The sequence below is a fragment of the Desulfobulbus alkaliphilus genome (assembly GCF_016918545.1).
GTDB classification, from domain to species: Bacteria; Desulfobacterota; Desulfobulbia; order Desulfobulbales; family Desulfobulbaceae; genus Desulfobulbus; species Desulfobulbus alkaliphilus.
Genome location: NZ_JAFFQC010000355.1, coordinates 1 through 410, shown reverse-complemented (window position 1 = coordinate 410; position 410 = coordinate 1). Strand labels below are relative to the sequence as shown.

General features: G+C 65.6%; 1 pseudogene. It reads left to right on the top strand.

Going from position 1 to position 410, the window contains the following annotated elements:
* A pseudogene (locus JWG43_RS18915) lies at nucleotides 1–410 on the top strand (RNA degradosome polyphosphate kinase); the annotation flags it as partial.

Genomic DNA, 410 nt, shown 5'->3' with positions numbered 1-410 from the left:
CGCCAGTACCGCAACGGCGCGCCCAACGGCTCGGCCGACCGCATCACGCCGGCCAAGCAGCTGGCCAAGATCCGCCGCCGCACCCTGCTGCTGACCTCACGCGCGCAGAGCCACTGGCTCAAGAGCCTGGCCCCGCAACTGCTGGAGCGGGGCGTGCGCATCGTGCGCTACACCGACCTTTCGGAAAAGCAGCGCCGCTTCCTGGACGGCTATTTCCGCAACGAGATCTATCCCGTGCTCACGCCCCAAGCCATCGACCCGGGGCACCCCTTCCCCACCATCTCCACCACCTGCCTCAATTTCATCATCCAGCTGCGCAACCGCGACAACGAATCGCGCTTCGTGCGCCTCAAGTGCCCCAACAACCTCTCGCGCTTCATCTTCATCCCGCGCAACAAGGAGGCCAAGAC